Annotated in this window: 19 protein-coding genes; 10 read left to right on the top strand and 9 right to left on the bottom strand. The window is 51.9% G+C overall.

The genetic code is table 11. The annotated features are described in order from the left end of the window. Positions 1 to 9 precede the first annotated feature (9 nt). Positions 10 to 2094: a glycine--tRNA ligase subunit beta gene (gene glyS / locus ACPAOP_RS03810; RefSeq protein WP_423709399.1), complete on the bottom strand. Its 2085-nt coding sequence runs from the start codon at positions 2092 to 2094 to the stop codon at positions 10 to 12. 70 nt (positions 2095 to 2164) lie between these two features. Beyond that, positions 2165 to 3094 (bottom strand): glycine--tRNA ligase subunit alpha, encoded by a 930-nt coding sequence (glyQ, locus tag ACPAOP_RS03805; protein ID WP_423681277.1) that lies wholly within the window; start codon positions 3092 to 3094, stop codon positions 2165 to 2167. A gap of 248 nt (positions 3095 to 3342) precedes the next feature. Here glyQ and ACPAOP_RS03800 point away from each other — a divergent pair, with 248 nt between their 5' ends. From ACPAOP_RS03800 to ACPAOP_RS03785, 4 genes are all read left to right on the top strand, one after another. Then, on the top strand, positions 3343 to 5868 hold the full coding sequence (locus ACPAOP_RS03800) for a putative bifunctional diguanylate cyclase/phosphodiesterase (RefSeq protein WP_423709398.1): 2526 nt from the start codon (positions 3343 to 3345) through the stop codon (positions 5866 to 5868). Positions 5869 to 5871: 3 nt separating this feature from the next. After that, entirely contained in the window at positions 5872 to 6141 is a 270-nt protein-coding gene (locus tag ACPAOP_RS03795; protein WP_423681275.1) for a hypothetical protein, read from the top strand. Between the two features lie 57 nt (positions 6142 to 6198). Next, positions 6199 to 6819 (top strand): 3'-5' exonuclease, encoded by a 621-nt coding sequence (locus ACPAOP_RS03790; protein WP_423709397.1) that lies wholly within the window; start codon positions 6199 to 6201, stop codon positions 6817 to 6819. Between the two features lie 205 nt (positions 6820 to 7024). Further along, positions 7025 to 7228 (top strand): hypothetical protein, encoded by a 204-nt coding sequence (locus ACPAOP_RS03785; RefSeq protein ID WP_423709395.1) that lies wholly within the window; start codon positions 7025 to 7027, stop codon positions 7226 to 7228. 123 nt (positions 7229 to 7351) lie between these two features. Here ACPAOP_RS03785 and ACPAOP_RS03780 read toward each other — a convergent pair whose 3' ends face one another. The 3 genes from ACPAOP_RS03780 to ACPAOP_RS03770 form a co-directional block, all read right to left on the bottom strand. Further along, positions 7352 to 7843: a DUF805 domain-containing protein gene (locus ACPAOP_RS03780; RefSeq protein ID WP_423681272.1), complete on the bottom strand. Its 492-nt coding sequence runs from the start codon at positions 7841 to 7843 to the stop codon at positions 7352 to 7354. 100 nt (positions 7844 to 7943) lie between these two features. Then, on the bottom strand, positions 7944 to 8258 hold the full coding sequence (locus ACPAOP_RS03775; protein ID WP_423709394.1) for an NINE protein: 315 nt from the start codon (positions 8256 to 8258) through the stop codon (positions 7944 to 7946). Between the two features lie 407 nt (positions 8259 to 8665). After that, positions 8666 to 9211: a GNAT family N-acetyltransferase gene (locus ACPAOP_RS03770; RefSeq protein ID WP_423709393.1), complete on the bottom strand. Its 546-nt coding sequence runs from the start codon at positions 9209 to 9211 to the stop codon at positions 8666 to 8668. Between the two features lie 259 nt (positions 9212 to 9470). On the opposite strand from ACPAOP_RS03770, the gene ACPAOP_RS03765 reads away from it, so the two are divergent. Continuing rightward, the gene (locus tag ACPAOP_RS03765; protein ID WP_423709392.1) at positions 9471 to 10904 is read left to right on the top strand and encodes an L-cystine transporter; all 1434 of its coding nucleotides are present in this window, start codon (positions 9471 to 9473) and stop codon (positions 10902 to 10904) included. A gap of 177 nt (positions 10905 to 11081) precedes the next feature. Next, positions 11082 to 12272, top strand: coding sequence for a serine hydrolase domain-containing protein (locus tag ACPAOP_RS03760; protein WP_423681268.1), 1191 nt, complete (start codon positions 11082 to 11084; stop codon positions 12270 to 12272). Positions 12273 to 12417: 145 nt separating this feature from the next. Here the strand turns inward: ACPAOP_RS03760 and ACPAOP_RS03755 are convergent, their stop codons facing one another. Then, positions 12418 to 13449, bottom strand: coding sequence for a Leu/Phe/Val dehydrogenase (locus ACPAOP_RS03755; protein ID WP_423709391.1), 1032 nt, complete (start codon positions 13447 to 13449; stop codon positions 12418 to 12420). Positions 13450 to 13764: 315 nt separating this feature from the next. Continuing rightward, on the bottom strand, positions 13765 to 14424 hold the full coding sequence (locus ACPAOP_RS03750; protein WP_423709390.1) for a hypothetical protein: 660 nt from the start codon (positions 14422 to 14424) through the stop codon (positions 13765 to 13767). A gap of 438 nt (positions 14425 to 14862) precedes the next feature. On the opposite strand from ACPAOP_RS03750, the gene ACPAOP_RS03745 reads away from it, so the two are divergent. From ACPAOP_RS03745 to ACPAOP_RS03735, 3 genes are all read left to right on the top strand, one after another. Further along, complete coding sequence (locus ACPAOP_RS03745; RefSeq protein WP_423709389.1) at positions 14863 to 16029, top strand: efflux RND transporter periplasmic adaptor subunit; 1167 nt, start codon at positions 14863 to 14865, stop codon at positions 16027 to 16029. 3 nt (positions 16030 to 16032) lie between these two features. Next, positions 16033 to 19221 (top strand): efflux RND transporter permease subunit, encoded by a 3189-nt coding sequence (locus ACPAOP_RS03740; RefSeq protein WP_423681264.1) that lies wholly within the window; start codon positions 16033 to 16035, stop codon positions 19219 to 19221. Positions 19222 to 19430: 209 nt separating this feature from the next. Next, positions 19431 to 20987, top strand: coding sequence for an oligopeptide:H+ symporter (locus ACPAOP_RS03735; RefSeq protein WP_423709388.1), 1557 nt, complete (start codon positions 19431 to 19433; stop codon positions 20985 to 20987). 75 nt (positions 20988 to 21062) lie between these two features. Here the strand turns inward: ACPAOP_RS03735 and ACPAOP_RS03730 are convergent, their stop codons facing one another. Continuing rightward, positions 21063 to 22745, bottom strand: a complete 1683-nt coding sequence (locus tag ACPAOP_RS03730) for an alkaline phosphatase family protein (protein WP_423709387.1) — start codon at positions 22743 to 22745, stop codon at positions 21063 to 21065. 442 nt (positions 22746 to 23187) lie between these two features. Between ACPAOP_RS03730 and ACPAOP_RS03725 the strand changes: the two genes are divergently transcribed. Further along, positions 23188 to 23565 (top strand): TraR/DksA family transcriptional regulator, encoded by a 378-nt coding sequence (locus ACPAOP_RS03725; RefSeq protein ID WP_423709386.1) that lies wholly within the window; start codon positions 23188 to 23190, stop codon positions 23563 to 23565. Positions 23566 to 23697: 132 nt separating this feature from the next. Here ACPAOP_RS03725 and ACPAOP_RS03720 read toward each other — a convergent pair whose 3' ends face one another. After that, a complete protein-coding gene (locus ACPAOP_RS03720) occupies positions 23698 to 26523 on the bottom strand; it encodes an ATP-binding protein (protein ID WP_423681258.1) in 2826 nt (941 codons plus the stop codon).

Raw genomic sequence — 26523 nt, 5'->3', positions numbered from 1 at the left:
ACGTCATTCTTAAGCAGCGAGTTTGGAAATGTCAGCAACCTGATTCAGCATGCCATGCAGACTGGACAACAGCGCTAAACGATTATTCCGCAATGCTGGGTCTTCCGCATTCACCATCACATCGTTAAAGAAACTGTCGACTTCAGCACGCAAGGCGGCCAGTGTTTTCAGCGCAGCAGTAAAGTCGCCTTTGGCAAAGGCTGCGTCAACTTGTGGTTTCACATCGGCCATTGCTTTCGCCAGCGCTTGTTCAGCTGTTTCCTGTAATAAGGCTGCGTTCACTGCGCCCGGAGTGCCTTCGGCTTTTTTCAGGATATTGGTGATACGTTTATTTGCCGCCGCCAGCGAGACCGATTCCGGCAAAGCCGCAAATGCCTGTACCGCTTGTAAACGTTCAACGATGTTGTCCAGCGTATCCGGATTTTGCGCGACGACTGCTTCAACTTCGTTTTGTGCAAAACCACGTTCACGCAACTGACCACGCAGACGGTCAAACAGGAAATTCAATACCTCTGCGCCCGGATCTTTGAACTGGCTGTTACCTGTAAACAAGGCAACTGCATCTGCCAGCAAGGCAGATAAAGACAAGGGCAGGCGTTTTTCGACCAGCATGCGCAAAATGCCGAGCGCATGGCGACGCAGCGCAAACGGGTCACGGTCACCTGTTGGTTGCAGACCGATGCCCCAGATGCCGACCAGGGTTTCCAGTTTATCGGCCAGAGCAACGGCGGTGCCGGTTGCTGTCACCGGCAATGCATCACCAGAGAAGCGCGGTTGATAATGCTCGGAAGCAGCCGCCGCGACGTCAGCATGTTCGCCATCGTGCAGGGCGTAATAGGTGCCCATGATGCCTTGCAATTCAGGGAACTCACCGACCATGTCGGTCAGCAGATCGGTTTTTGCCAGCAAGGCCGCACGTTCTGCCAGTGCAACATCGCTATGCAACGCTGCAGCGATTTTTCCGGCCAGTGTTTTGACCCGTTCTGTGCGTTCGGCTTGCGAACCCAGCTTGTTGTGATACACCACGTTCGCCAGCAGAGGCAGACGCGATGCCAGCGTTTTTTTCTTGTCTTGCTCAAAGAAAAATTTCGCATCCGACAAGCGTGGACGCACCACGCGCTCATTGCCCTGGATGATGTGTTCCGGTGTTGCTGTTTCCAGATTCGAGACGATTAGAAAGCGTGAGCGCAGTTTGCCGTCGGCATCGGTCAGCGCAAAATATTTCTGATTGGTTTGCATCGTCAGGATCAGACATTCCTGCGGAACTGCCAGAAATTCCTCTTCGAAATGACATTCATAAACGACCGGCCATTCGACCAGTGCCGTGACTTCATCCAGCAGCGATTCCGGCATCAGCACCAGATCGGCACCTGCCTTTGCCAACAGCGCGGCGCGGATTTGTTCTTTACGTTCGCTGACGCTGGCAATCACTTTACCTTCTGTTTTCAGCGCAGCGGCGTAATCGTCGGCGTGGCTGATACTGACTTCGCCAGCGGACAGGAAACGATGGCCTAGAGTTAGGCGTCCAGCATCTAATCCTAGAATGTTGATTGGGACGATTTCGCTACCGTGCAATGCTATCAAACTATGTGCGGGGCGAACGAAATGCACGGTACCACCATCGGGACGTTGATAACTCATAGTTTTAGGAATAGGCAACCGTTCAATTGATTCTATGATTGACTCATTCAGCTCCCACTTAAGCTTTTCGCCGACACGCGTATAGTTTATGAAAAAACTCTCTGCTTTACCGTCGGCCGCGCGCTCCAAATCACTGATCTGTAAATCAGCGAAACCCATTGCTGCGAGTTTCTTTGCCAGTGGCGCAGTCGGCTGACCGGCGGCATCCATGGCGACAGAAACCGGCAGCACTTTTTCGCGGATTTGTTTATCCGGCGACGTCGCGCGTACACGCGTGATGCTGACGGCCAGACGACGCGGTGAAGCGTAGCTGGTGGCGACGGAATCCGCTTCCAGAAAATCGCGCGATTTCAGGCCGTTCACGATGCCAGCGGCAAACGCTTCGCCGAGTTTTGCCAGCGCTTTTGGTGGCAGTTCTTCTGTAAATAATTCAACTAACAGTGTTTGGTTCATGTTTTTCTTTCCTGCATACCGGTCAGCAACCGGCATCCGAAATTATGGAAGGCGTCTGCGCGTTCAGGTTTCAGGCGACAGGTTTATGCTTATCATCAGCGGCGCACATAGGGAAACCGAGCGCTTCGCGCGACGCGTAATAGGCGGCTGCAACTGCACGCGACAGATTACGGATGCGGCCAATATACGCGGCACGTTCTGTCACCGAAATCGCCCCGCGTGCATCGAGCAGATTGAATGTGTGTGCGGCTTTCAGAATCATTTCGTAAGCAGGCAGAGCCAGTGATTTTTCTGTCACTTCCAGCAGGCGCTTGGCTTCTGCTTCGTAGTTGGTGAACAGAGAAAACAGAAAATCAGTATTCGAATATTCAAAGTTGAAGGTCGATTGCTCAACTTCATTCTGATGGAACACATCACCATAAGACAGACGCACGGTTTTACCGTTTTCTTCGCGCTCGGTCCAGACCAGGTCATAGACATTTTCCACGCCTTGCAGATACATCGCCAGACGTTCAATACCGTAAGTGATTTCGCCCAGAATCGGCTTGCAATCCAGACCACCGACCTGCTGGAAGTAGGTGAATTGTGTGACTTCCATACCGTTGAGCCAAACTTCCCAGCCCAGACCCCAGGCGCCCAGCGTCGGGTTTTCCCAGTCATCTTCAACAAAGCGGATATCGTTTTGCTGTAAATCCAGTCCCAGTGCTTTAAGCGAGCCAAGATACAGATCAAGAATGTTTTCCGGTGCCGGTTTCAATACCACCTGATACTGATAGTAGTGCTGCAGACGATTCGGATTTTCGCCATAGCGGCCATCTTTCGGGCGGCGTGAAGGCTGTACGTACGCAGCGCGCCAGGGTTCCGGGCCGATAGCACGTAAAAAAGTACCGGTGTGCGATGTCCCTGCACCGACTTCCATATCGTAAGGTTGCAACAAGGCGCAGCCTTGTTTGTCCCAGTAATCTTGTAATGTCAGGATGATTTGTTGAAATGTGAGCATCGTGCTGTCTGCCTTTATCGCAGCCGGGGCGGCGCGAGGTGTAGTGTTTGCTAAACCCTAGATTTTAACCTAGAAATGGGGGCAGGAATGTCATCCGCTCAGACTAGGCGACACATTGCTGCAACGTGAAACCTCGTCCCGCGGACTTTTCGTTCCTCAGATCAATGTTTATATTGCGTTAATGTTTTTAACAAGGTATAAAAATCTTCTCGCAGATTTCACGATGATTGAGGGGAGCGATGTAGCTGATGGACATAACAGGCCGCGCAAATTCTTTGGACGAAGAGTCGCAAAGGTTGGAAAACTGGTATCTGCTGCTGGGAGAGCTGACGGATTGTCTCTGGTATCCGGAAGATTTACCCGGATTGCTGGAAGGATTTTGCAAGATACTGGTATTGCGGGCAGGCTATTCGCATACTGAAATTTTTTTTGACAATAACGGTCAGACATCGCGTTTTGAAGCGACGTCAACACGGACAGCGGATTTATCATTTACTCCTCCCGATGATGAGCGTGACGGCATCCATGCGCTGGTGCTGAATTTCAATATCGCGCCGCAGATGCATCTGAAACTGTCCGTCAGGGCACCATTTGAACTGCATGAAGCAGCGGAACACCGGAAAATATTGACGCGCTTTGCAGACGAGCTGGTCACAGCCGTACGTGCACTGCTGACTACCCAGGATCACCATGACCTGCAAAATAATCTTGAGTTACTGGCGCTGTCGGTGCATCAGAGCCCGTATGCGATACTGATTACGAATGCTGCCGGCGAGTTGGAATACTGCAATGCCAGTTACACCCGCATCTCTGGCTTCAGCCTCAACGAAATCAGGAAAACCCACGTACTGTGGAATAACGGTGCCGCCAGCGACCAGCAGCACATGCAGGCATTTCTGGCGCTCAGGCACGGAGAGCACTGGCATGGCGATGTGCAGAGCCGGCATTTTGATGGACATCTGTACTGGGAGCGCCAGCTCGTCAGCCCTTTATGCAATGAACTGGGACAGGTCACGCATCTGGTTGCCGTGCGTCAGGATATCTCCGATAAACAGTTTCAATTGCAGGAGGTCGAGCAGGCATTGTTATTGCGGGAGCAGGCGCTGGTGTCGAGCAGCAATGGCATCATGATCACCCGTAGTGACGAGACCGACCATTCCATTGTTTATGTGAATCCTGCGTTTGAACGGATCACCGGTTATCACGCCGACGAAGTGATCGGGCGTGAAGGGCGCTTTCTGGTGCGTGACGATCTGGCGCAGCCGGATCTGGAAGAAATCCGTTCTGCGCTGCGTGAGCGGCGCGAGGGGCGCGCTTTGCTGAGAAATTATCGCAAAGACGGCTCGCAGTTCTGGAATGAGTTGCGGATTTCCCCGGTCAAGGATGCTGCGGGTGCGGTGACGACCCATTTCGTCAGCGTGATCAATGATGTCAGCGAGCGCGTTAATTATCAGAAAGAACTCGAATATCAGGCGACGCATGACAGCCTGACCGGGCTGGCGAACCGCAATCTGCTGAATGACCGCATTTCTCAGGCGATTGCCTGGGCCAAACGTCAGAATCTGCATGTGGGTTTGCTGCTGCTGGATCTTGATCATTTCAAACTGATCAATGATGCTTCCGGTCATGGCGCCGGTGATGAAATGCTGAAACAAGTCGCGCAACGGCTGAATCTGTGTGTGCGTGACACTGATACGGTTGCGCGTCTCGGTGGTGATGAATTCGTGATCGTGTTGACGGATTTGCCTGAGAGCGATGACGTGGAAGCGATTTCAGAAAAAATCATGCATGCCCTGTCCCGCCCCATGCACATCAATGGCAGAGAAGTTTTTGTCACTGCCAGTATCGGCGTATCGGTGTATCCGCGTGATGGTGATCATGGCGAAATTCTGCTGCGTTATGCCGATATTGCGATGTACCGCGTCAAAGAGCACGGGCGTAACAGCGTGCGTCAGTTTATTCCAGAAATGGGCGTCACTGCGATCAGTCGCCTGAACATGGAAAGCGCGATGCGGCGCGGTCTGGAACGCGCCGAATTTGCCCTGCATTACCAGCCGAAAATTGATCTTAAAACCGGATTAGTCATCGGCGCGGAAGCGCTGGTGCGCTGGTATCACCCGCAGATAGGGCTGATCCATCCGATAGAATTCATCCCGCTGGCTGAAGAAACCGGCCTCATTTTGCCGCTCGGTGAATGGGTGCTGAATGAAGCCTGTCGTCAGCAGGTTATCTGGCTGAATAATGGTCTGGGCGCGCTCAAGGTTGCGGTGAACATGTCGTCACGCCAGTTCCGGCAAGATGATCTTGCTGAACGCGTGGCCAATATTATTCAGCGCAGCGGCGTTGATCCTCACGCCGTCACACTGGAACTGACCGAGAGCATGGTGATGCAGGATGTCAGCAGCACCCTGATGACCTTGCGTTCTTTGAAAAATCTGGGCTTGTCGATTTCACTCGATGATTTCGGCACAGGATATTCCAGTTTGTCTTATCTGCGCCGTTTTCCGATTGATGAGCTGAAGATCGATAAATCATTTATCAATGATATTCATGTGAATCCGGATGATGCTGCGATTGCCGGCGCGATCATTGCCATGGGGCTGAGTCTGGGCCTGAACGTGGTGGCGGAAGGTGTTGAAAAAGAGGAGCAGGCAGCTCTGCTCAGAGAAATGCGCTGCACGCAGGTGCAGGGATATTATTTTTCCAAACCGGTGGATGCTTCCGCATTTGCCGCTTTTGTGCTGAAAAATCAGGCTCGGCGTCCGGAGGAGTGAGTCATGAGTAAAGTGCTGACTAATCAGCTGTTGTGGCATGTCGGTGCCGCCAATACTCTGGCTGAAATTCTGGTCGATGCCGATATACAGAATTCGCGCGCCGTCGGTGATCTGACGATTTATCATTTTCAGCATAACGGCTGTGAAAAAATGGCCGTCACGCTGCCGGATGGCCAGTCTTTAATGATCTCGCTCGCCACACATGCAATTCATCCCGCGCGCCGGCGGCAGGATGTGCATAATGAAACGCAGCACATCCCTGATGCGACATGAGGTCGTTACTGGGGTAGACTGGCAGCCATTCCGTCATTCACTTCCGCTTATTTCATGATGTCAGAACAGGAATCCAGCCTGCCGCTCTATCCGGGTATCGACCCAGCCAACATTCATATCGTCACCGATACTGTCAGCGCCGCATTTGCGCACCGGCATCTGTCACAGGCCAGCGTGCTCGGCTTTGATACTGAAACCAAACCTGTCTTTCAAAAAGGCCAGCGTCATCAGGGGCCGCATCTGATCCAGCTCGCGACCGAAACCGAGGCCTTTCTTTTTCCGGTTGTGCAGACGGTGAATATCGATGTCGTCAAAGCAGCTCTCGAAGCGCCGCATATACTGAAAGTCGGTTTCGGCTTGAGCGACGATCTGCGTCATTTGAAAAGCAAACTGAATATCACGACGACGAATGTGCTCGATCTGGCCAAAGCCTTGCGTGTGAATCGTCATCAGGATATGGGGGCCAAAGCGGCGGTGGCAAAATTTTTCGGCATGCAGTTATCAAAATCAAAGAAGACCTCGACCTCGAACTGGGCGCAGCAGCCATTGACGGACAAGCAAATCAGCTATGCGGCGAATGATGCGCATGTCGCCTTGCTGGTATATCAGCGCTGGCTGGCATTGCAGGCGTCAGCGCGAAACACGACAGTGGCAGCAGCTGCAGTGCCGTCACCATGATTCCCGGTGGGATCTGATGCAGGTGATGATTTTTCAGGAAATCAGCATACTCCCCCCTGATTTTGTAAAAATGCGTCTATCGTCAGCATAAACAAAGGACGATTTAATATACTGGGGGGAGTATTATTTCAGCCTGCAGAGCCGCTGCAGGCAGCTGTGCACAGGATGTCGCAGACGGTGTACTGTTGTTATTATCCCGAGCATGATGTCTGAAACGAATAAACCGATACAGCAAACCTGCCGCTTATGCGTGCATTACTACATTACGCATGATGTGAATTTCATGTACGGATGCCGCATGTTCGGCATCAAAAGTCAGCGTCAGCCTCTAATGGAAATTATCGAAGCATCAGGCAAACCTTGTGAGGGATTTGAATTGAAACAACGTCCGCCAGCATCTGGTTCGTAAAATTTACTGACGATCAAAAACACCGGAAAAAACAAAAAGCGACATCGTTAGTGATGTCGCTTTTTTATTCGCATCGACGATCAGGTCAGCACCTGATGATCTTTTTTGAAGACGCCGGTCGGCTTATTTGACCGGAGCACCGTAACGGTTTTCTGTTTTTTGACCTTCGCTCGCGAGGAACACCAGCAGCACGATGATGCCGGCGACAGGAACGAGTGCGATCAGCATCCACCAGCCACTGCGGTTGGTATCATGCAGACGGCGCATGGTAACTGCAATAGCAGGGATGAATGTACCTAATGCATAAAGACCACCGAGAAATCCCATACCTGATGAAATATTTGAACTACCCGTGATGCCATCGACCAGACCTAAACCCATACTGATCAGGATGTTAAACAGGAAAAAGAACCAGTATTCTTTGCGACGTGCACGGCCACTGAAACCGGCATAATTTCTGAGTACAGCGACATACCAGTCGAACGCCTGAACTTCATCACCGGCAACGTTCGCCGCTGCAGGTGTGGATAAAATTTGCTGTGCGCCGCAATGCGGACAGGTTGCAGCAGTTTCGTGAATTTCTTTACCGCAGCCGCGGCAAAATACCATGCTCATATTCTTCCTTTTCAGATGGAGTGTTCCGCACATCTTTTTCAGCTGGCATACAGCCAGAGCATCCGTGCGGTTTTATTGTGGTTGAGACTCGCCCTTGATATCAGGTCCAGAGATTGATGGTATTACCGTCTTTATCCGTAAAGCTGCCGACGACGATCATAATGAAATCGATCAGCGCCCAGATACCAAGACCGCCAAACGTCAGCAGCTGCAAAATACCGGTGCCGATTTTTCCGACATAAAACCGGTGTATGCCAAAGACGCCTAAGAAAAAGCACAGCAATGCTGCAGGCAGTACCCGTTTGTCCGATTTGCTCGTCTCTTGCGGCGTTCCCTGTGGCGCACCGCAGTGGGGGCAGGTCAGCGCGGTTTCATGAATTTCCTTACCGCAGCCGCGGCAAAACACCATACTCATTTTTTCTCCTTGATTTGTAAGCCGGCGCAGTGACGACGCCGGTGATGCGCCACGAATACCTGTCGATCAGAAAACGATGCGTCATGCAAGATACCTTAGTGTCTGACTCCGACATTCGCCCGCCTGATCATAAAAGCAATTTTAAGAGAGAAGTTGTTTTAATGAAATGAAAAAGTTTAAATAAAACAGAACCAGCGCAACACTCCGCGGACAATGTGTGGCGAACAGGGGCACGAAGCGACAGCATAAACAGCGTAACCTTGCCGGCGCTGTTTTTCATCCGCAGCATGCAGAAGACGGAAGAAAGTTGACGTGCAGGTGTGTGAGAAAAATGATGCACCCCGGATGTTGATGGGCCGGGGTTCAAGAGCAGGCGACAACCTCACTGATGTCGCCTTTATGCGGAGTCAGTTTGCGCGATCACCAGCCGCGCTGTCGGCGTACCAGGATTCACGCGGCATGTCGTAGACGGCGACTTGCATGTCATACCAGGATTCAGTCGCTTTAAACTGCATGCCGAGTTTTTTCATGACATGAGCAGACGCATGATTATCCGGATGGCAGACCGCACATAATAAGGGCGCGTTCAGTGTGTCAAAAGCAAAACCAGCCATTGCTCTGGCGGCTTCCGACGCATAGCCGTTGCCCCAGCGGTCACGTCTTAATCGCCAGCCTGCTTCCAGTGGATTTGCCGGATCGCGCCCCAGATGCTGGATGCAACCAGCACCGACTAACTGACCGCTGTCTCTGTCAAAAAACGACCACCAGGAAAAGCCATATTCTTTCCAGCGCGCTTTGACGCGATCGATCATCGCTTGCGTGTCGGCGGGTGTATCCGGCTTTCCGGTAATGTAGCGCATCACTTCGATATCGCTGTTCATTGCGAACAAACCGTCGAAATGATTGTCGTCCATAGGAATCAATTGCAGGCGCGGGGTAAGCAAGATCGTCATTGGCAGCATCCTTCTCAGGCGTCAGAGTTAATCTGTAGGGCTGCTTTGCAGCAAGACGGACAGTGTATTTGTAGCGGAACGCTTTCGCAATGTGCTTTGATACCTGCGCTCTCGTGGCGACATCGCCACCATGCAGTGACTTTATCGTTGCCAAGTATAATCGCAGGAGTCATTGATTTTTTATCGAAAAATCTTCACATGCTAAGTGGCCTATTCGTCACTGCTTTTCACTTCATTTCATTTAGACAGAGGCAAGTTCATGATCGGTCCGATCGCTACTTATTCCACCATCTTTGTTTTGATTAATCTGACCATCGCTGTGGCGATAGGCGGATTGATGTACCGGCAGCAGCGTAGGGAGGCAACGTTCACAGTACGCGTGCTGACTGGCCTGGTACTGGGTGTATTGCTGGGTGCCGCGATGCATCTGTTGTATAGCGGTGATGCCAGTACCGCAGCGATTATTACCACGACCAATGCTTATCTCGATATCGTTGGCACTGGTTACGTCAAGCTGTTACAGATGATCGTGATGCCGCTGATTATGGTGTCGATCGTCGGTGCGATTCTGAAACTGAATGGTGCCAGTGAGCTGGGTAAAATCAGTGCCTTGACCATAGGCACCTTGCTGGCAACGACAGCGGTTGCAGCGGGCATTGGTATTATGATGGCCAAATTCTTTGGCCTGACTGCCGTTGGCCTGAGTTCAACCGCGGCCGAAGTCGCGCGCGGCGAATATCTGCAAGGCACGCTGGCAAACGCAAAAGCGATCAGCCTGCCAAGTTTGCTCCTGAGTTTTATACCGACGAATCCGTTTCTGGATATCACCGGCGCACGTAAAACATCGACGATAGCGGTCGTGATTTTTTCGATTTTCATCGGTCTTTCTGCGACCGGTATCGCTGCAAGCAAACCTTTGCTGTTTGCCTCATTCACCCAGTTTGTCGACGTTGCCCACGCTATCGTCATGCGCCTGGTTTCCATGGTGCTGCGTCTGACACCGTATGGCATTTTTGCTTTAATAGCGATGGTTGTGGCGGAATCGAGTTATGCCGATATTCTGAAGTTGATTAACTTTGTCGTCGCATCGTACAGCGCGCTGTTACTGATGTTTTGTGTGCATTTATGTCTGATTGCCGGTGCCGGGCTGAATCCTCTGAAGTTCGCTAAAAAGATATTTCCGGTACTGGCGTTCGCATTCACTTCGCGCACCAGCATGGGTACCATTCCTATGAATGTACAAACCCAGACCCAGCGCCTGGGGACGCCGGAAGGCATCGCGAATTTCGCTGCCTCGTTCGGCGCAACGATAGGTCAGAACGGCTGTGCCGGAATCTATCCTGCGATGCTGGCAATTATGATCGCGCCAACGGTGGGCATCGATCCATTTACCTTCAGCTTTATCGCGCAGCTCATCGCGATCGTCACGATAGGCTCGATCGGCGTGGCCGGTGTTGGTGGTGGCGCGACCTTCGCTGCGCTGATCGTTCTTTCCACGATGAATCTGCCAGTCGCATTAGCGGGACTGTTGATTTCCGTGGAACCCTTAATTGATATGGGGCGCACGGCATTGAATGTCAGCGGTGCAATGACAGCGGGGACGATCACCAGTCGAGTATTGGGTGAAACTGATATGAACGTGTTTAACAGCGACGCAGAATTGACGACAGGCGAGGCCGAACAACGAGCGTAATCACCGTCCTGTCAATGAGCAGACCTGGTAAGCCGCCTGAATCCCGTTTCAGGCGGCTTTATCATTTTCAGCTCCCGACAGAGGTAGTGAAATGCCAGTGCGCCGATATTGCTTATTTTTTAAGTTCGTAGTTGAATGAATGCTGCTTGTTCTTTCCATGAAAAATAAGGTGATCACATGCGGATAAAAAAACTGCTGTTTGTTGTTAGTGGAGCCGTTTTATTTTTCAGTGAATCTTCATTTTCTTCTGCGCAGGTGGTCGCTCAGGCGGTATCAACAACACCGGCAGTTGCAGCGACGCAGGACCAAACAGCCTTATTAAGTCCGGTGGAAAAACAATTAGCGAATCATGTCCGCGCACTTCTTCAGGATAAATGTCAGCAGAATCAGTTTTCCGGTGCGATCTTAATTGCGAATGGAGAGCGCCTCATCGCCGATGGCGCCTGCGGGCAGGCAAATAAGCGCTACCACTATGCGAATACGATAGACACAAAATTTAATATCGCGTCGATAGGAAAGATGCTGACTGCCGTCGCGATTGCGCAATTGGCGGACGCAGGAAAACTCAGTTACGACGATAAGTTGAGTCAATACGTGGATGTGGGTTGGTATCCCAAAAATGTACTGGATCAGGTCACGATAAGGCAGTTGTTGTCACACCGCGCTGGCTTTGGAGACATGCTGTCGCAGCAGATCATTCAGTCGCCTTACATCAGATTGCTGTTTTTGCGGGAACTCGCCGATTACAAACCTTTACTGCAAGGCGACACGCTGAAAGCCGAACCGGGCAGCCGGTTTTCCTATAGCAATACAGGGTATTTTTTATTAGGTCTGGTGATCCAGAAGGCGTCAGGAGAAAATTTTTTCAGCTATATCCGTGAGCATATCTACCGACCTGCGGGGATGCTGAATTCTGACAGCTATTTCCGGGATGAGCCTGTCGATAACATGGCGACTGGTTATTTTTCTACGCCGGAAGCGCCGGATTTTTCAAAAGAGAATAATTTTTATATTCCTTTGCGGGGGCTGCCATTCGGTGCAGGTTACTCGACTGTTCACGATTTATGGCGCTTTACGACCGCATTGCAGAGCGGGAAGTTAATTAAAAAAGATACGCTGCAATTACATCTGACGGAATACAGCCAGGGCCAAAACGTGGGCGGCAGACCCTACGGTTTAGGCTTTCAGATATGGAATAGCCCAGCCGGAAAAGTAGCGGGACATTCGGGCAGCCTGCGTGGCGTGTCCGGTGATGTTGCAATGTACCTCGACAGCGGATACACAATGATCGTGCTGTCGAACTATGATTCCGCCGGATCTTTACCTGCGCAACTGGAAGGTTTGCTGCCTAAGGTAGCGGAAAAATGAGCTTGTATCTGCGTACCATGACAGGTGCTTTTTTTGAGGCCTGCCCACTGATAATGCAGTTGTGAAGCGCACATAAAAAAGCCACCTGATGATTCAGGTAGCTCGCTCAAGATAGCATCCGCAAATCAGGCGGTCGCCAGTCAGTTTATTTTTTAAACTTCGCTTCTGCAATGCGATCAGCTACCACGCTGGTTGGCAGGCCTTCTGCATCGGCGCGGGTGAATACTTCCGTCAGCGTGTCGCCGATACGACGTACATGCGCTTCCATGCCATCTTCCGGTGTATTCAGGTATTCGTAGCAGACTTTGATAATGCCGCCGGCATTGATGACGAAATCCGGCGCATACAAAATACCCTTCTGGCGACAGGCTTCACCGATATCAGCGGTGGCTAACTGATTGTTGGCAGCACCCGCAACGATCTTTGCTTTCAGGCGGGACAATGTATCCGGATTCAGTGTTGCACCCAGAGCGCAAGGCGCATAAATGTCGGCCTGCACATCGTAGATCGCATTAATGCCAACGACTTCTGCACCCAGCTCGTCTTGCGCGCGTTGCAATGCCGCCTGATCGATATCGGCCACGACTAATTTTGCACCTGCTGCATGCAGACGACGGGCGTAGTCGTAACCGACATGACCCAAACCTTGCAGTGCGACGGTCAGACCGTCAAAGCTGTCGCGTTTGAGCTGATGTCTGATGGCCGCCTGTGCGCCGACGAAGCAGCCGAGTGCGGTAAATGGTGACGGATCGCCACGGTCGCCGAGACCAGCAACGTATTTTGTTTTGCTGGCGACATTGGCCATATCTGCCGGGCTGGTGCCGACGTCTTCTGCCGTGACATAGCGGCCGCCGAGGCGCTCCAGTGCTTCGCCGAGGGCTTCAAACAAAGCCGGTGTTTTATCTGTTTTCGGGTTGCCGATGATGACGCTTTTACCGCCGCCGATAGGCAGGCCGGCAACGGCGTTTTTATAAGTCATGCCGCGTGAGAGGCGCAATACATCGCGTACTGCTTCTGCTTCTGTGGCGTAATTCCACATACGACAGCCACCCATTGCCGGGCCGAGATGCGTATTGTGTACAGCGATAATGGCTTTCAGGCCTGATTTTTCTTCTGAGGCAAAGACAACCTGTTCGTGGTTGTCGAAGTTGATTTCGTTAAATACAAAAGCGGTCATGCTTATGGCTCCGCGCAGCGGGCGACTGTGAACCTGATAAGGCAACAGTGTCTGGCTGCAAAAAGTGAATGAAAAAGGGATAAAAACGGGTACAACAGTTACTGAATAAAAAAGCTGCTGATTGCTGGTTGATGCAATCAAAAGCGCGGTACGGTGATTGTGTCACGCGGCGGGAAGTATAAGGGACGGACGGCATTTACTCAAACCACAGCAACGGCGCGGTGACTGAGATGCGGCCGATGCTGCGTTTGAGGCAGCAACTGCGCTGGTGTCAGACAGGTCCGGCGCAGTAAGAGAAGATGAAATAAGGCGAAATCAGGCGGCGGCTTGACCCGATGCCGGATGCAGCAGCGCGAATAATTCAGCGGAGTATCGGGTTTGCGATTTGACGCAGCAACCTCTGGAATACGCATTCATGAAACCATGCCGGGTTGCTTTGGCGAGTTCTGCCGTATGACCGCGCTGGCGCAGATCGCTGACCAGTCCTGCCGGATCAAAAGCGGCTTCCTGCTCCGCAAAAATCAGGCGTACCGGACAGACGGGGCGTATTTCACGGTGGTCGCGTATCCGTGAACCATAAAACAGCACCATGTTCTGTAATGAACGCACGAATTCGTGCTGGCTGCTGATCCACAAGGCACTGGCGCCGGCACTGAAACCAATCGCGTGTTTCAGACCGCTCCGTTGTTGCAGGATCGCATTAAGTTTTTCTGTATAGCGGGCGACGCCGCCTTCTGCAATGAATGCCTGGTATGCGTCTTGCTCGGAACGGAACTGGCGTTCCGTATCCTGAAACGGGCTGATGATGAGGGCGTTGACTGAGAGCTGACGTACCAGACTCTGTACCGCAGGGGTGATACCAAAGACATCGGTGGCAATCAGAACGGTCGCAGCGGGGGTGACTGATGCAGCAGTGACGGTGGCGGCAGGAGATGCCGGGGATGCAGTTTGAGCAGATTTGACAAAGGCTGGCACAACAAATACGGAAAAGCAAAGGAGGCCGGAGCCTACCGGACTTGCAGGGGAAAAGCAAGCCGTACAAAGGCTTGTGCTTCGCTTATTTCATACACGCAATGTCTGATTGACAAGAGCTTTACGACTCATGGATACTGCCAGCTTCTATCCCTCACTACGCATTTATTGAATGCAAGTGTGATTCGCGGGATGTTAAAAAACTGACTGACAATATTGTGATTGCCTGGATTTTTCCCGGGCCGTGGCGTTGATGCTGACCCCTGTTGCTTGTATCTGGTCTTTGTCTCCGATCCAGGCGTCGCCTCGGATTTTCCGGATTCAGTCAGATCTGCCCCATGTGTTGCGATGTTCTGCATGACAGGTTTAATCGTTGAACCTTTTTTCTTTAGTTTCAGTCTAAGCTGCCTTCTTAAAATGAGAGTATTCCGGAGATTTCTTATGTTGCGACCCAGTCTGATTGTATTAAGTATTGCGCTTGCCCTCACTGGCTGCAGCAAGTTCAAAAAGAGCGACGACCAGACCAAGGCCAGTGCCTCTGCGGCTGCCGAGAAACCTCTGATGGTGACGAATGAGGATTTATCGACGGTACAGAGTAACGCACTGTCTTCCGGCCCCGTGATTACCGGCTCGATTCAGCCGGAACGTAAAGCCGATCTGCGTTCGGAAATTTCTTCGGTTGTTTTGCAGGTGCTGAAAGAGAATGGCGAAACCGTCAAGCGTGGTGATACGCTGGTGCGGCTGGACGACACGTCGATCAAAGACAGCCTCCATTCTGCGCAGGAAGCCGAGCGCGCTGCGGTGCAGACGTTTGATCAGGCCGAGCGTCAGTTGCAGCGCCTGAAAACTCTCAGGGCATCTGGCATGGCGTCGGCACAACAACTCGAAGATGCCGAAATCCGCCGCAATAATACGCAGAGCGATCTGGTTGCCGCAAAGGCGCGCACAGTGCAGGCACGTCAGCAATTACAACGCACCGAAGTCCGCGCACCGTTTGATGGCGTAGTCAGCGAACGTAAAGTGTCGGCTGGTGATACCGCGCAAATCGGTAAGGAACTGGTGAAAGTCATCGATCCGACCAGCATGCGTTTTGAAGGATTGGTGTCGGCGGATAAAGTCACCAGCGTCAAGATCGGGCAGGCAGTCTCTTTCCGCGTCAATGGCTATGGCAATCAGGAATTCAGAGGAAAAGTGAAGCGCGTCGATTTAGCGGCGAACGCAACGACACGCCAGGTCGAGGTGCTGGTGACCCTAGGCGAGGGCGAACAGCCACGCGTATCGGGTTTGTTTGCGGAAGGCATGATAGAGGCCGCATCGACAGAAACGCTGATGATTCCGGGGTCTGCGCTGGTACGTGATGGTGATAAGGCTTACGCATGGCGCGTTAAGGACGGTGTTCTGAATAAAGTCAGTGTCAGTATCGGTGAACGTGATCCGCGTCGGGGCGATTTTGTGGTACGCAGCGGCCTGCAGAATGGCGATAAGGTGGTCAGCAATCCGCTATCGACCTTGAAAGACGGACAAAAAGTGCAGATGGTGGCTTCTGTTCCTAAAAATACTCCGGTTGCAGTCACTCCTGCTGCAGCGTCCGCAGCTGCGGGGAAATAAACCATGTTTTTATCCGATTTCAGTATCAAACGCCCGATAGCGATGATCGTCATCATCATTGCATTGATGGCGCTGGGCTTACTCGCCCTGAAAAAACTCAAGGTGAATCAGATTCCGGATGTCGATCAGCCCTTGCTGGTGGTCAGCGTGCCGTATCCGGGTGCGTCTCCGGAAACCGTGGAAAGGGAAGTGATTAACCGCATAGAAAAATCTTTGCAGAGTATCACCGGTGTCGATAAACTGACCTCAACTGCTTATGAAGGCAGCGCAAGTATCGTTATCTTCTTTAACTTCAACAAGAACATGGTGGAAGCCTCGGATGAGGTGAGAAACGCGATTGCCGGCGTCCGCTACAAACTGCCGGTGGAAATGCGCGAGCCGGTGTTGCAAAGAGTAGATCCGTCGGCACAACCCATCATGCAGATTGCTTTGTCTTCCAGCACGCTGACGCATGCCGAGATTTCACGCAAGGCCGAAGATGAATTTTCTGAAAAATTCCGTGGCATAGACGGTGTTGCAACAGTCACTGTCAATGGTTCGCTCAAGCGCGAGCTGAGTGTCTTGCTGCATTCGCAGAAACTGCGTGAATACAATGTGTCGGTAGCAGAAGTCGTGAACGCCCTAAAGAGTCAGAATACGACCGCGCCGGTAGGTAAAGTTAAAGGTGAACTCAACGAACAAAGCATACGTCTGATCGGCAGGATAGAGTCGCCGGAAGATTTTAAGGCGATCGTGATAAAACGTCGTGGCAGTGAAATCATCCGTCTGGCACAGGTCGCTGATATCGCCGATGGCTTTGCTGAAATCAGCGGTTTCAGTGTCCGTAATGGCAATCCTAACGTCGGTATTTCGGTGACCCGTTCACGCGATGCGAGTACGGTATCGGTAGCTAAACGTATTCGCAGCATGGTGGATGAAATCAATAAGACGCTGCCAGCCGGTACCAAAATGGAAATCACGCAGGACGGCGGTAAGGATGCTGAAAGCAGTCTGAATAACGTCATCGAATCATTGATTTTCGGTGCGGTGCTGACGATTTTCGTAGTGTATGTGTTCCTTAATTCCTGGCGATCAACGCTGATTACCGCGCTGAGTCTGCCGACCTCGGTTGTGGCAGCATTTATTGCGATCTGGTTATCCGGCTTCACTCTAAACTTCATGACTTTGCTGGGATTATCGCTGGCGATCGGTGTGCTGATTGATGATGCGATTGTCGTGCGTGAAAACATCGTCCGGCATATGGAAATGGGGGTGGACAGACGTACTGCTGCAAGTAACGGGACGAAAGAAATTGGTCTGGCCGTTGCAGCGACGACGTTTTCTATCATCGCTGTTTTTATTCCTGTCGCGTTTATGCCCGGCGTTTCCGGAGAGTGGTTCCGGCCGTTTGCGCTGACTGTCGCATCTTCCGTGCTGGTCAGTCTGTTTATTTCCTTTACGCTCGATCCTATGTTGTCGGCGTACTGGGGCGATCCACCGGGACATCATGAAAAGCCCAAAAAAGGGATCAGTCTGGTTCTGGCAAAGTTCAATCAATGGTTCGATCATCAGTCAGACCGTTACGGTAACGTGATTGCGTGGGCCTTGCATCATCGCGTCTGGATGGCGGTGATTGCGGGTGTCTCTTTCGTTGTTGCGATTATCTTGCATGCCACGCTGGGCGGTTCCAGCTTTTTACCGGCAGCGGACAACGGTATGCTGATTGTGAACGTGCGCACGCCTTCGAGTTCCAGTCTGGAATACTCGCGTCTGAAAGTTGAAAAATCAGCAGAGCTCGCACGCACGATCAAAGAAACCAAGGCAACCAACAGTACAGTCAATCTGAGTGGTGGCCGCGTCTATGTCGATATTGGCAAAAGCACGGAACGCAAACGTTCTGCGGCAGAGATTGCTGTTGAATTACGCAAACTCGTCGGTAACATCATCGGTGCCGAATACGTGGTGCAGGATGATCTGAACAACGGCGGCGGTAAACCGGTGCAGATACAGTTCTCAGGCCCGGATGCGCGCAAGCTGTTGGCGATCGCCAATGAATTCATGGACAAGCTCAGAAAAGTGGAAGGTGCAGTTGACGTCGGTTTATCTGAGCAAGAACCGAAAGATGAATTACAGATAGAAATGGATCGCGGACTGGCGAATACCCTGGGTATTTCTGTGAACGATGCGGCGCAGGCATTGCGGGTCGCGTTTGCCGGTGTGGAAGTTGGCGACTGGGTTGATCCTACCGGCGAAACGCGCGATGTGTCTGTGCGTTTGCAACCGGGTGATCGCGTCAATCTGGAAAACATCGAACGACTGCCGATCTCTGTCACCGGCAGCGACAAGATGGTGCCGCTGGAGCAGATTGCGAAAATCACGATGGGCAAAGGGCCATCGCAGATTCAGCATTACGACGGCAAACGCATGATTGCGGTGTCGGCCAACGTGCAGGGGCGTTCCGCTGGTGAAGTGACTGCCGATGCGCTGAAAATCGCCAAAGCGATGAGTTTCCCTTCCGGCTATGCCCTCGAACTCGGCGGCGCAGCCCGCTCGCAGAAAGAATTGTTCAGCGAGATGGGGATTGCATTGGTGATGGGCATCGGTCTCATGTACCTGATTCTCGTCATGCAGTTCGGCTCATTCACGGCACCGATTGCGGTGATGCTGTCTTTACCTCTGAGTCTGATCGGTGTGGTGGTGGCGCTGTTGCTGACCAAAGGCACACTCAATCTGATGAGTTTTATCGGCATCATCATGCTGATGGGGTTGGTGGCGAAGAATGCGATTCTGCTGCTGGACTGCGCGCGTGAACGTGAGCGTGAAGGTTTCGATCGCGAAGAAGCGCTGATGTATGCCGGGCGAAAACGTCTGCGGCCGATTCTGATGACGACATTTGCTTTGATTGCTGGCATGTTGCCAGTCGCTATCGGTCTGGGGGAAGGCGGCGAGTTTTACCGTCCGTTAGCGATCGCGATTATCGGCGGTACGATCACCTCGACGTTGCTGACCTTGCTGGTGGTGCCGACTTTCTATGACAGTATAGAAATCAACAGCGACCGCATGGTGGCGAAATTCCACCGTCGCGATGAACGCTGGAATACGGCAGTGGCATTTGTGCTGACCTTGCTGGAGGCAATTTTCACCGTGACGTTTGTCCGCTTTATTTTCCGCCTGCCATTCCGTATCTGGCGCAAAATAAAAGGCAAAAAATAATACGAAAAATTATTCTGCTGTCCTCGGCAAGTCAGGGCTTTACCTTCTTGCTGACGTCTCTTCAGCTTGACGTGATACCGGCAAATCCGGATACTTCGTCCGCTATTTAGGACAACAATACAGCAGGATAAAATGTTTTTTACAGACGGCCTTTACCAAGGGCCGTTTTCTTATTGTTCAACACAACAACAATGAAACTGGAGAGGTCGATGACGCAAAATACCGGGCACGCTGAACAAGCGAAAATGCCGCCACAAATTCCCTACATTATCGCGAATGAAGGCTGCGAACGTTTCAGCTTTTATGGCATGCGCAACATCCTGACCTCGTTTCTGATTACCAGCCTGTTATTATCGATGCCGGAAAACATGCGTGCAGGCATGGCAAAAGAAGTCTTTCATACCTTCGTGATCGGCGTTTATTTTTTCCCTTTGCTGGGTGGCTGGCTCGCTGACCGTTACTTCGGTAAATACAATACCGTGTTCTGGCTCAGTCTCGTGTATTGCGCAGGACACGCCTGCCTGGCGATATTCGAGGATAACCGCAATGGTTTTTATACCGGCCTGTTTTTGATCGCGCTCGGTTCCGGCGGGATTAAACCACTGGTGACCTCGTTTGTCGGCGATCAGTTTGACCAGACCAATCGCAAGCTGGCGCAAAAAGTATTCGATGGTTTTTACTGGATCATCAATTTCGGTTCCTTCTTCGCTTCGCTGCTGATGCCGCTGTTCCTCAAGCAACTGGGTGCCAGCGTCGCCTTCGGTATTCCCGGTGCGCTGATGTTCATCGCGACCATGATTTTTTGGTCTGGCCGCAAAAAATATGTGCATGTGCCACCGGTCTCAAAAGACCCGCATTCTTTCCTGAATGTCGTGCGTACTGCGCTGACGACCAAAGTTGCAGGCCAATCGAATAGCGGCACGCTGATAGCATGGCTGGGAGCGTTGCTGGCAGTTGGCTCGCTGTTCCTGATTCCAGCTATCGGCATCGTTGCCGCATTGTGTCTGGTGCTCGTGTTAATGCTGGGATTCGGCGGTATAGGCGCATGGATGCAACTGGATCGCGCGCGAGGAGCGCATCCTGATGAGGCAGTCGATGGTGTGCGTTCTGTGTTGCGTATTCTGGTGGTGTTTGCACTGGTGACACCGTTCTGGTCTTTGTTTGATCAGAAAGCCTCAACCTGGGTATTGCAGGCCGATCTGATGACGAAACCATCATGGTTCCAGTCCTCACAGATGCAGGCATTAAACCCTATGCTGGTGATGCTGCTGATTCCATTCAATAACCTGATTCTGTACCCTATGCTCAAGCGTGTGGGCGTTGAGCTGACTGCCCTGCGCCGTATGGGACTGGGTATCGCATTTTCCGGGCTGGCATGGATTGTCGTCGGCTTTATGCAACTGGCGATTGATGGCGGCAATTCGATCGATATCACATGGCAAATCTTGCCGTATGCTTTGCTGACTTTTGGTGAAGTGCTGGTATCTGCGACCGGTCTGGAATTTGCTTATAGTCAGGCACCGCTGGCAATGAAAGGCGTGATCATGAGTTTCTGGAATCTGTCCGTGACGATAGGTAACTTATGGGTCTTGCTGGCTAATTCCAGTGTGAAAAGCACAGCAGTGACTGAGCAGATCAAAACGACAGGCATTAGTGTGACGGCATTTCAGATGTTCTTCTTCGCCGGTTTTGCCTTACTCGCGGCCTTACTGTTTGCGCTGTATGCGAAGAACTACAAAATGCTGAACAACTACCGCAAAGCCTGAAGCAACAAGTCAGGCTACTGAAATAAAAAAGCCGCATGATTTTCATGCGGCTTTTTTCTAATTGCATTAATCAGATCACTGCAGTGCTTCTGTCAGCACACGGCCTTCGGCAGCTGATGGCGGACGCACACGCAGCAGGTGCGCGAGTGTCGGTGCAATATCCATGACCTCGGCATACTGACCGTAAGCACCGGCTTTAATCCATGGTTTGCCCATGATCATCAGCGGCACATTCGTGTCATACGAGTAAGGGGAACCATGCGAAGTACCTTGCTTACCGCTGCTGAAATACCAGAAAGGTTTGATGACCACCATAATGTCACCGGATACCTGACGGTTCCACGCGCGTTGCATCAGGGTACCGATACGGGTAGCGGGCAGATTGCCGTTTTCCAGTTGCGTGCGGGTAAATGCATTGGCGACGCCAGGGTAATTCAACAAGAAACGTGCGGCGGTGTTTTCTACTTCTTCCCGTTTCAGATTCTTTTGCTCCATCAGAGCGTAATCCAGAATCACATTTGGCGGCGACCATTTTCTGACCAGGTTTTCCTGCCCGAATTTTTCTGCCAGATGCTTACTCAATGCGGCAGACATTTGCTTACCATCGAGACGCTGTGCATCTCGTTTGATGGATTGAGAGAATTCCGGCACATTCGGGAAACCATGATCAGCAGTCAGCACGACCATGGTGTTATCAAGACCAACACGTTTATCCAGATAGCTGAAAAAATTCGCCAGCAGACGATCGAGTCGCTGCAAATGATCGTGCGACATCCGGCTTTCAGGGCCGAAGCTATGGTTCACGTAATCATGGCTGGATAAGCTGACGCCCAGCACATCTGGCACTCCGGCAGGATTGCGGCCCAGATTTTCGCCTTCCACCGCAGCACGGGCAAAGTCCAGTGTCATTTCATCGAGATAAGGACCGGTGTACAGCTTGCCGTAATATTCCGCATCCGGTTTGCCGGATTTGCTTTCATATTTAAACGGAAAACGATTTTTTTCGTCAGCAATCAGATCATCGCTGGCATCACCTGCATAAGATGCATCGGCAAGTAAGGGACGCCATTCTTTGCCATAGAATCTGTCCTGAGGCTTACTGGCATGGTATTGCTGCACCCACTGCGGGTGGCTTTGCATATAGTAAGTGCTGCTGGCGAAATTACCCGATTTGCCCATATACATATACGCCGTACCCGCTTTGCCGGCGAGCAGAATCGCACCGCGATCCTTGCCGGATACCGTGATCACTTTCGCCCGGTTACCGGTCGCATAGCGCAATTCGTCGCCGACAGTACTGGCGCGTAAATTAGCAGGTGAGGTACCCGCGCCGGGTTTGGTTTCATCGCCGATATAGCTGTGCGCATTGTCTTGCGTGCAGTACATCGATTCCAGTGTTTTCGTATCTGTCCAGTCATTCGAGATGATGCCGTGCTGATACGGGTATGCACCCGTCAGTACGGCAGCGTGACCAACCGCGGTGACCGTCACGCCATGCGCCTGATGGGCATTGCTGAACCATGCTCCCTGATCCAGCAGACGGCGGAATCCGCCTTGTCCGAACTGATCACGATAACGCGTGACTTGCTCTTGCGGTAAACCGTCAACCACCAGCACCACCACCAGTTTTGGTTGCGCAGACTTTTCTGCGGCGATTGCAGGCAATGTTGCCAGGCTGCTGGTTGCAACGAGACAAGTAAGTAAAAACAGTCTGCGCATGGGGCGCATAGTAAGCAAGGCGGGCTTCATTAGTTTCATGTTGTGATGTTGTTGAGGTTAACGAAAACAGACTACCGGGATACGTCCGGTAGTCTGACTAAGGAATAAAAGCATATCGCATCATTATTTCATGCCGAGCTGCTGACGGGGTGTTATTTACGCTCCGCTGAGTATGAATCCTGCCGCCTGAGACCATGCGTTGCCGTTATCTGCTGAGGTATGGTAACTTAAGCCGGAATATCCGTCTTTTATGCTGAACTTGATCATCTTGTTTTAAGCTGCGGACTACCGCAAAATGATTCAGGTAAGGAGTGATACAGACAGGATGCACAATGCGATCAGGGCCGTAACGCAGTCGTCACGGTGTTATATCCGCTCAGGGTAGAAGCTGGCAGTACCCGAGTTGCTTTTGATCAAGACGGTGTGGTCTTGGCCAGGTTAATCTGTATATCTGGCAGGTGATTGAATTAAGGGAGAAAATATGAGTCTCAACAGCGCACAACAAAACAGCTTAAAAGAAAAACTGGATAGCTTGCAGCAAAATATACAAGAGGAGCTGCGGCAACATAATCCGGAAAGTCTGCAGATACAATCGGGCGAGGGCGATCGCCTGACGAACGATGCACTCAATGCCGATGAAATGGCGCAATTCCTGCATCACCACACAGAGTGGCAGGCATTACAGCGGGCGCGGGCGCGACTCAATGAAAATGTTGCTGATATCTGCAGCGAATGCGGTGCAACTATTCCGTTTGCACGTTTAGAAGCTGAACCGACCGCAGAGCGGTGTATCGATTGTCAGGGGAAGCTTGAAGCCAACGATCAGCGTCTGCATCTGCATCCGCATTCCAGTATGTAATTTTCTGACTCTCTTAAAAAAACCGGTCAGCAGCATGCTTGCTACTGACCGGTTTTTTATAGATGCGTATTACGTCAGAGTCAGACCGAAATAGCGATGCAAGCCAGTGTCCGCCAGCCTGCACATGCTTTCTTATCTTGCATCTTTCAGCTTTTCGACTTTCCTTTGCAGCACAAAAATCGGCTGCGCCCATTCGCTGTCTTTTTTCTTTTTGCTGGTGATCAGCGTCAGTTCTGATGGGTCATAGACATCGGTGTTATGCGTCAATGGTGTCGTCATCAGATATTGTGCATCGGTATTTTTCAGGAACTCGCCAACCAGCTGAATATTACGGATATCCAGATGGGCAAACGGTTCATCAATGAAAACGAAGCCGCCGGAACCGTCTTCCGATTTCAGCAGACCGATCAGTAGAATCAGTGATTTCATGACTTGCTGGCCGCCGGAGGCTTCACCGTCATTCATACCGATAGGGCCTTTGCCATCGAATTTGAAACGCACATGCAAACCGGCCTGTGCCAGCTGAATATCATCGTTCTCCAGCTTCACCGGATCGGTATGCACTTCAATACCGGCCAGCTCGCCGAGCTGGCGGATATTTTTGCTGTACGCCTTAATGGTGTAACGCAGTCTGTCCATGTAGGCGGCGCGGGCATTGATGGTGGCCTCGATCGCCCGGTTATTCTGATATCGGCGCTCATCGGTTTCTGCCTGGCGGCCTTGCAGCAAGGTGTTCAGACGGGTGTACTGATCCACCACAGTGGAGTCGGTTTCCCAGTCATCGCGCGCCAGATTATTGCTGAGGCTGCGCAGTCGTAATTCGATCTGATGGACGTTTTCGTGTTCCGCCACCAGTTCACGCCGGTGTGAAGCGCGCTTCCAGTTGGGCGGCAGCGTATGCCAGGTATCGCGCATGCTGCGCAGGGTTTCGTATTGCGCGGCGCGCTCTTCGGCGTGACGCTTTTCTGATACACGCAATTGTGCTTCGGCATCAGCGATGGCGGCCTTGGCTTGTTCCCATTTCAGATGCGCGACAGAGCGTTGCTCGGTTGCTGCTTTCAGCAGCGGTGCGATTTCACCTAAGCGGCTGCCGACTTCGATACGCTGTTGTTTCAACGGTTGCGTATTGCGCTGTGCTTCTTCAAATTCGGCGTGACGCGCACTGAGTTCTTTCGCTGCATCGACACCTGCCAGACGCGCTTTATACGCGCTGATTTCACCGGCTAGTTTGCTGATGTTCATGGTCAGCACGTCTTCCTGCGATTGCAGGCGCGGCAGCGATTTCAGCAATGCTTCCAGACGCTGAGTACGACCGGCGTTACCGAAACGATAGCGCGATACGTCAACAAACAGCGAGCGTCCGCCACGTCGTTCAAAATGATAGGCATCGGGCGTGATCCATTCTTGCGAACGCGGCAATTTCATGCCTGCTTCGATAGATGCGACGGTGGTGACACGCTGTAATTGTTCTATCAGCCAGGCAGGTGCCTGCGCGGTGAAATTCACGACGGACAGCAGGCTCTGATCTTTGACGACGGGAGCGCTGACACGCTCAGGCACGATGAAGTGGCTGTATTTTTGTTTCTCACCAATGCGGTAGGCCGCTGTGGCATCGCTGGCTTTATCGAGCAGTATCACTGAGGTATAGCCGCGCAACATTCCCTCTACCGCGCCTTGCCATTGCGGGTCGGTGACTTCGACAATATCAGGCAACATGCAATGTGCGATGCCCGCGTCGTTCAGAGCACGGCGCATCTGGCGTACGTTTTCCGGGTCGGGCAGTGCTGATTTTCCTTGCAGCGCAGCGATGGTATCCATCTCGCTGGCGATGCGCTGGCTGAGCGCGTCGCGTTCCGCTTTCTGACGCGAGAGTTCGGCTTCTTTTTTCTCTAAGTCGTCGGCGACGTTGGCGACATCGGCATCAGCTTCGGCGGCCAGTTTTTGTAACCGGCTTTTTTGCTCGAGCAGACTTTCCTGCGGTTTCAGTTTGGCATTGATTTGCTGCAGTTTTTCACGCAACGCCGATTCTTCGGCTTCCAGCGCCGCTTCTACTTGTTTGGCTTCCGACACTTCATGCGCTTGTTGCGCCAGATGTTGCCGACGGCCTGACAGGGCTTCGTCCTGTGTCTTCAGCAGACGTTTACCGGCGCGCAGCGACTGGCTGGTGGCAGCGGCTTTTTCCAGTGCTTCATGATATTGCAGTGTCGGCAGAATTTCTTCCTGCAGATCACGCTTTTCTTTCAGTAAACTTTCGTACTGATGGTAATTGGCGACCTTCAGACGTAAACCTTCCAGATTCGCCTTTGCAGCTTCGAGTTCAGTTTCAAACCGCTGCAATTCAACTTCAGTATCATGCTGATGACGCTTCGCATCGTCGTAAGCATCCAGCACTTCTTTGTCACCAAAAACCTGAAACACCAGATCGAGTAACTGACGCGGGGCGTATTCGCACAGCTTGTCAGTTTCGCCCTGTTCGAGTGCCAATACCTTGCCCATCGCATTCGACAAACCTGCATGGGATAAGCGCTTTCGGTAGCTTTCCACGCCCAGCCAGTCGTGCGCTTCGATCACTTCCTCGATCTCGACTTTACCGCCGCGCATCAGATACTGACGCTTCCAGTCGCCACCGTTTTTTTCTATTTTGCAGAACAGTGTGACTTCATCTTCGTACAAACCGGACATGCGGAAAGGGCGATTTGAAATCTGCGGACCCACCGCGCTGTTATCGACTACTGCGCGTATCCAGGCAGTTTGCTGGCCGGAATGGCGCGCATAGTGTTTGTAGGAGCGTCCCATAGAACATTCGAGCCCGAACAAGGTGCGCAAGGCATCGAGCAAGGTGGTTTTGCCGGAACCGTTTTGTCCGGCAATCGTAATGATCTTGGCGTCGAGAGGAATATTTTTGATGCGCTGCCAGTAATCCCAGTGCACCAGTTCCAGCGATTTAATATGAAACAT

This window comes from Undibacterium sp. WLX3042 (assembly GCF_049544825.1).
Lineage (GTDB): Bacteria > Pseudomonadota > Gammaproteobacteria > Burkholderiales > Burkholderiaceae_D > Undibacterium.
The sequence above is the reverse complement of the archived record's forward strand: the minus strand, read 5'-3'. Positions and strand labels throughout refer to the sequence as shown.